The sequence below is a fragment of the Fretibacterium fastidiosum genome, from assembly GCF_000210715.1.
Taxonomy (GTDB): domain Bacteria; phylum Synergistota; class Synergistia; order Synergistales; family Aminobacteriaceae; genus Fretibacterium; species Fretibacterium fastidiosum.
The window spans coordinates 469,652-475,728 of record NC_021038.1 but is presented as its reverse complement, the minus strand read 5'-3'; the positions used below and the strand labels follow the sequence as shown (position 1 = coordinate 475,728).

Genomic DNA, 6,077 nt, shown 5'->3' with positions numbered 1-6,077 from the left:
CCCTTTAGACACAAATTGGTATCACACCATTTTACTTTTATTATTGGGAGGAACGACCTGTGTACACGATCGAAAATCACGACACGCGCCCGCAGCACAACCTCGCGCTCGAGGAGTACCTCTGCCGCCTGGCCGCCCGCGAGGGCAGCGAGTTCTTCATGCTGTGGCAGAACGAGCCGACCATCGTCGTCGGGCGCTTTCAGAGCACCCTGAGCGAGATCAACGGGGACTTCGTGAAGCGGCACGGCATCCACGTGGTGCGGCGAAACTCGGGGGGCGGCGCCGTCTACCACGACCTGGGCAACATCAACTACAGCTTCGTCCGGGCCGACCTGGGCGAGTTCGACTTCGCCTTCTTCACCCAGCCCATCATCGACGCCCTGGACAAGCTGGGGGTCCACGCGGAGCTGTCGGGCCGCAACGACATCGCCATCGACGGAAAGAAGATCTCGGGCGGCGCGCAGTATCGGCACGGAGGCATCGCCATGCACCACGGGACGCTGCTCTTCGACGAGGACCTGGACGTCCTCTCCCAGGCGCTGAACGTCGACGCGGCGAAGTTCAAGAGCAAGGGCGTGCAGTCCGTGCGCAGCCGCGTCACCAACGTCAAGCCCCACATGCCGAACGCGGGGGACATGACAGCGCGGGACTTCATGGCGCTGCTCCAGGCACAGATTCAGGGCCTGACCCCAAGGACGCTGACGGAGGAGGACGGCCGCGAGGTGCAGAAGCTGATGGACGAGAAGTACTCCACCTGGGAGTGGAACTACGGCACCTCCCCCGCCTTCACGGAGGCGCGGCGCGAGCGCTTCCCCTGGGGTGGCGTCGAGGCGCGCCTGAGCGTCCAGGACGGGCGCGTGACGGGCTGCACGTTCTTCGGCGACTACTTCGGGACGGGGGACTATGGGCCGCTCCTGAGCCGCATCCTGGGGACGCCCTACACGCGGGAGGCGCTGCACGAGGCGCTCTCCGGCTTTGAGCCGGGGGAGATGTTCGCGGGGGCGTCGGGAGCGGACGTCGAGAAGCTGCTCACCCCGGAGGTCTGACGTTGAGCGGCCCTTCCCCCGTGAACGTCCGCCCCGCCGCCATGGCGGATGCGCGGGACATCCACGCGCTGCGCGTCATGACGGGCGTGTTCGAGAACATCCTTTCGCTCCAAAGCGAGCGGCTGGAGGACGTCGAGGACTTTCTGCGCGGGATGCGGGACCCGCTGCTGGCGGCGGAGGTCGATGGGCGCGTCGTCGGCCTGGCGGGGCTCGAGGTGTCGAAGCCGGCGCGGCAGCGACACGTGGGAACGCTCGGCATCATGGTGCACCGCGAGTATCAGGGCCGCGGCATCGGCCGTTCTCTCCTCTCCGCGCTCCTCGACATCGCGGACCGATGGCTGATGCTGAAGCGCGTGCAGCTCACCGTCTTTACGGACAACCAGCGGGCCATCGGGCTCTACAAATCCCTGGGGTTCGTCGTCGAGGGGACGGAGCGCTTCGCGGCCATCCGGGACGGCCGGTATGCGGACGAGTACCTGATGGCCCGCTACAGGGAGTGACCGGGGCGTCCCCCTGCGGGGCTCGGCGCCTTCCGGAAGCCACGGCCTCGATGTCGCTTTCCATGCGACCACGGACGGCCGCCTCCCTCCTATAATGGGGCCGTAAGGGTAAAAAAACGGCCCCGCCGTCTCGCGCGGCGCCGGTCACAGGAGGGCTCGAAGATGAAAGAGAACCTGACGGAGATCGTGTTCGTCCTTGACCGCAGCGGCTCCATGAGCGGGCTGGAGTCCGACACCATCGGCGGCTTCAACGCCATGATCGAGAAGCAGAGGAAGGGGGACGGCGAGGCCCTCATCTCCACGGTCCTCTTCAACGACCAGAGCGAGGTCCTCCACGACCGCGCGGACGTGAAGGACGTCAGGCCCCTGACGGAGGCGGAGTACTCCGTCGGCGGGTCCACCGCGCTGCTGGACGCCATCGGCGGCGCGATCCACCACATCGGGAACGTCCACCGGTACGCCCGCCCCGAGGACGTGCCGGAGCGCACCCTGTTCGTGATCACGACCGACGGACAGGAGAACGCGAGCCGCCGGTACGGCCTCAGAAAGGTCAGGCAGATGATCGAGCTCGAGAAGAGCCGGTACGGCTGGGAGTTCCTGTTCCTCGGCGCCAACATCGACGCGATCGAGACCGCAGAGCGCTTCGGGATCGGCAGGGACCGCGCCGCGAACTATTGCAGCGACAGCGAGGGGACGCGGCTCAACTACGACGTGATGAGCGAGGCCATCTCCACCGTCAGGCTCCGCCAGCCCCTGTCCGCCGATTGGAAGCGGCGCATCGACGAGGACTGCCGCCGACGAAGCGGCCGGAAAGGCGACGCGGAATAGCGCCAGGCGGGCCCCCGCTACGCCCCCAGCAGGCTCTGGTTGAAGGCGAAGAGCGCCTCGTTGATCTCGAACACGTTGTAGTTTCCGTTCCGGATGAAGTACTCGATGATGACGTCGAACTTGCTGCTGCGGGAGAGCGCGAACCCGGCCTTCATCAGCATGTCCTTTGCCTCGTCGAGGGGCAGCTCCAGCGCGATGGCAAAGGCGAGGGCCGTGGGCTTGCTCGGCCTGTAGTCCACGTCGCTCCTGATCTTCGAGAAGAGCTTCCGGTCGATGTTGGCCTTCTTGTAGCACTCCACGTCCGTCATGCCCTTTTCGTCGATCTTGCGGAGGAGCATTCGCGAAAAGCTCTCGTCGATCCGGCTCACCACCTCGTCGAGGTCCTTCAGAGGCCCGGCGGGGCTCATCGGCCCCCTCTTCCGGGCGGGATCTCGGGGGACGCATTCATGGACTTCGTCGAGGTCCTCCAGGACCTCGGCGGACCTCAGCAGCTCCGCCTCCCACTCAGGGAACGACCTCCTGCGCCGCTGCGCCTCGTTCCTGTCCGCGTGCTCCTCGACGTAGTGGTCGTCCACGTACTCCGCGACGTCCCGGAACAGCTTCGCGCTGATCTGGTAGGCCCTCCGGTCGAAGATGACGATGTAGACGGTCATGTCGTTCCGGAAGAGGAATTCGCTGATCGTGTCGACCGCGACCCGGAGCGCCCGGTCCTTCGGGTAGCCGTAGGCGCCGGAGGAGATGAGGGGGAAGGCGACGGACTCGCAGCCGTGCTCCTTCGCCAGCTCGAGGGAGGTCCTGTAGCAGGAGGCGAGCAGGTCCCGCTCCCCGTGCCGGCCGTCCCGCCACACCGGGCCGACGGCGTGGATGACGTACCTGCAGGGCAGCCCGTAGCCGCCGGTTATCTTTGCGCTTCCCGTCTCACAGCCCCCCAGCGTCCGGCACTCCTCCAGGAGCCCCGCGCCGGCGGCGCGGTGAATGCACCCGTCAACGCCGCCCCCGCCCAACAGCGACGAGTTGGCGGCGTTCACGATGGCGTCCACCTTCATCTTCGTGATGTCGTTCCTGACGATTTCAAGCGGCATGGCGCAGGGCCCTCCTTCGCTTCAGAATCGGGCGGAGCGCTTTCGCCCGACGGACGCCTGAACCCCTCAAAGCGCCTCGGCCTTGTAGGAGCTGCGGACGAACGGCCCCGACGCCACCCGCGCGAAGCCCAGCTCGAGGGCCTCGATCCGATAGCGCTCGAAGGTCTCCGGCGTGACGTACTCGTGCACCGCGATGTGCCGCGCGGTGGGCTGCAGGTACTGCCCCACGGTCAGCATGTCGCAGTCGCCCTCCCTGAGGCGCCTCATGACGTCGATCACCTCGTCCTCCCGCTCTCCCAGCCCGACCATGATGCCCGACTTCGTCTTGAAGCCCTTGCTCTTGGCGTAGCGGAGGACCCCCAGGGAGCGCTCGAAGTCGGCCTGGGGGCGCACCCTGGGGTAGAGGGCGGGGACCGTCTCCACGTTGTGGTTCAGGACCTCCGGGCGCTCCGCCAGGATGACGTCCAGCAGGTCCTCGCGCCCCTGCATGTCGGGGATCAGGAGCTCGACGGTCGTCTCCGGACACTGCGCCCGAAGCTCCCGGACGCAGGCGGCGAATTGCCCCGCCCCCTGATCGGGCAGGTCGTCCCGCGTGACGGAGGTGATGACGGCGTGGCGGAGCTTCAGGGAGCGGACGGCCGCGGCGACGTGCTCCGGCTCCAGCGGGTCCACGGGGTCGGGTCGCTCCCGGCTGACGTTGCAGAAGGTGCAGTTGCGCGTGCAGTTTCGCCCCAGAATGATGAAGGTCGCCGTCCTCTTGCCGTAGCACTCCATGCGGTTCGGACAGTTGGCCTCCTGACACACGGTGTTCAGGTGCAGGGCCTTCAGGAGCGCCTCGACCTCCTGAAACGGGCGCCCTCCCTGAACCTTGATCTTGAGCCACTCAGGCTTCCGCATCGCCGCTCTGGGTTCCGTCATGGGCTGTTCCTCCTTTATGCGGCGTCCGTGGCCTGGACGGCCAGGACGTCCTGGATCAGGACCTCGTTCTCCATGCCCCGGATGTAGTCGTCAACGCGGACCCCCTCGAGCCCCCGGCGCAGCGACTCGCGCTCGATCGCGCAGCCCTTCAAGCGTCCGGCCAGCTCGAAGACGTCCCGGTCCCCGAAGAAGTCCCCCAAAATCTCCGCGTGCTCGATGAGGCTCCGCCCGACCTCCAGGCGATACCCGATCATGCCGAAGGGGTGCCGGACGTCGTAGCGGTGCGTGAACCGGTAGCGGATCCCGAAGTTCCACGCCGGGGAGTCGAAGCGCTCCCGCTTGATCCGCAGGACCTCCCGCAGGTCCTCCTGGTGGACGGCGCAGGTCTCGCGGACGCCGTAGTGCCCCATGAGCTGTTCCTTCAGGTATTCCATGAAGTCCCGCACGTCCATGCGGACGTATGGGGCAAGGGTCCCGATCCGGCTGGCGACGGAGCGGACCTGCTTGTTCACGAACTTGACGGGGTTGGGGCGCAGCGCCCTCGATATGGCCTCCCGGTCCACGTCGAACAGGAGCGTCCCGTGGTGCAGCACCCGGTCCCCGTATCGAAACTGGGCGTTTCCGGAGACCTTTTTGCCCTCCACGGTGATGTCGTTCCGGCCCGTGAACTCCGCGTCGATGCCAAGCCGCTTCAGGGCACCGACGACCGGCGAGGCGAACTTGAGGAACGGGTTTTCGTCCTCCCCGCCGCCGCTCCAAAACGGGGCGATGAGGGAGTACTGCAGGTTCCTGAGGTCGCAGTAGATGGCCCCTCCGCCGGAGAGCCGGCGCACCACGCGGATGCCCTTCTCCCGAACGTAGTCGGCGTCGTACTCGCAGAGGGCGTCCTGATTCCGGCCGATCAGGATCGTCGGCACGTTCTGCCAGACCATCACGACGTCCTCCTGAAGGTTCTTCAAGAGGTATTCCTCGAGGGCGTGGTTATACGCGGGGTCGGTGGACGGGTTCTCGATCAACAGCAACGCTCGGACCTCCTCAATTCGGGGCGTCTCTCCGGCCGCATTGGTCGGAACGTGCCCCCGTATCGCGTCCCGCCCCACTGCCCTCCGCAGCCCCGGCGTGCCGGGCCCCTGCAGGGCGGCCCAGGCGCCGCTGCACCCGGACCACCTCGCAGGCGGGCCTTTTCCGGTTTGCCGAAGGAGGGAGCCAGGGGGGACTTCATGCCTCAACCTCATGCCTCACAGCACTTTTCCGTATAAGTATACCATGAGTGCCAGGCGCGGGCAGGCCACATCAAGGGGTGCTATAGGGGTGCTATAAATGAGGAACCCGCTGAGAAGCGGGTTCCTCATCGCGCTCCGGCGGGCTGGACGGTTCGGGCACCAAAGAGGACGGAGCGCCTCGCCGGGCCGCCGTTCGTGCGGCATCGAGATGAAGCGCCGCGCGCTACGGCTTCGGCAGCCTCTGACGGACGTAGGTCCCCTCGATCGTCACGCCCAAACCTACGGTGCTCGACGAGAAGCCCGGAGACGCCACCACCTGCACCTTGTCGCCCTTAAAGGTGAAGGTCGCGCTTTCCTCCCCGTCCAAGGCCTTGAGCACTCCCTTCCGCACCGCGCCCTCGCCGGACCAGGCGCCACTTCGGACGTTGTCCGGCCGCAGGACCACGATAGCCTCCGCGCCAACGCGGACCTCTCCGGCCT

Annotated in this window: 7 protein-coding genes; 3 read left to right on the top strand and 4 right to left on the bottom strand. The window is 66.7% G+C overall.

Annotation, left to right across the window (positions count from 1 at the left end):
- The first annotated feature begins 59 nt into the window (after window positions 1-59).
- The 3 genes from lplA (SY1_RS02095) to SY1_RS02085 all read left to right on the top strand — a co-directional run bounded on the left by lplA (SY1_RS02095) (window position 60) and on the right by SY1_RS02085 (window position 2,374).
- Window positions 60-1,046 (top strand): lipoate--protein ligase, encoded by a 987-nt coding sequence (gene lplA / locus SY1_RS02095; RefSeq protein WP_208872590.1) that lies wholly within the window; start codon window positions 60-62, stop codon window positions 1,044-1,046.
- 2 nt (window positions 1,047-1,048) lie between these two features.
- A complete protein-coding gene (locus SY1_RS02090) occupies window positions 1,049-1,546 on the top strand; it encodes a GNAT family N-acetyltransferase (RefSeq protein ID WP_208872589.1) in 498 nt (165 codons plus the stop codon).
- Window positions 1,547-1,708: 162 nt separating this feature from the next.
- The gene (locus SY1_RS02085; RefSeq protein ID WP_015556023.1) at window positions 1,709-2,374 is read left to right on the top strand and encodes a vWA domain-containing protein; all 666 of its coding nucleotides are present in this window, start codon (window positions 1,709-1,711) and stop codon (window positions 2,372-2,374) included.
- A 17-nt stretch (window positions 2,375-2,391) separates the two neighbouring features.
- Here SY1_RS02085 and SY1_RS02080 read toward each other — a convergent pair whose 3' ends face one another.
- From SY1_RS02080 to SY1_RS02065, 4 genes are all read right to left on the bottom strand, one after another.
- Window positions 2,392-3,456: an O-acetyl-ADP-ribose deacetylase gene (locus SY1_RS02080; RefSeq protein WP_015556022.1), complete on the bottom strand. Its 1,065-nt coding sequence runs from the start codon at window positions 3,454-3,456 to the stop codon at window positions 2,392-2,394.
- 66 nt (window positions 3,457-3,522) lie between these two features.
- On the bottom strand, window positions 3,523-4,374 hold the full coding sequence (gene lipA, locus SY1_RS02075; protein ID WP_015556021.1) for a lipoyl synthase: 852 nt from the start codon (window positions 4,372-4,374) through the stop codon (window positions 3,523-3,525).
- Window positions 4,375-4,388: 14 nt separating this feature from the next.
- Window positions 4,389-5,396, bottom strand: a complete 1,008-nt coding sequence (gene lplA / locus SY1_RS02070) for a lipoate--protein ligase (protein WP_208872588.1) — start codon at window positions 5,394-5,396, stop codon at window positions 4,389-4,391.
- 424 nt (window positions 5,397-5,820) lie between these two features.
- Window positions 5,821-6,077, bottom strand: a 257-nt coding sequence (locus tag SY1_RS02065; protein ID WP_208872587.1) for a hypothetical protein, incomplete at its 5' end; no start/stop codon positions are given.

Bases quoted from the DNA above. Each gene is read 5' to 3' on its own strand.
- SY1_RS02085 (WP_015556023.1), top strand. From the start codon at position 1,709: ATGAAAGAGAACCTGACGGAGATCGTGTTCGTCCTTGACCGCAGCGGC.
- SY1_RS02080 (WP_015556022.1), bottom strand. From the start codon at position 3,456: ATGCCGCTTGAAATCGTCAGGAACGACATCACGAAGATGAAGGTGGAC.
- lipA (WP_015556021.1), bottom strand. From the start codon at position 4,374: ATGACGGAACCCAGAGCGGCGATGCGGAAGCCTGAGTGGCTCAAGATC.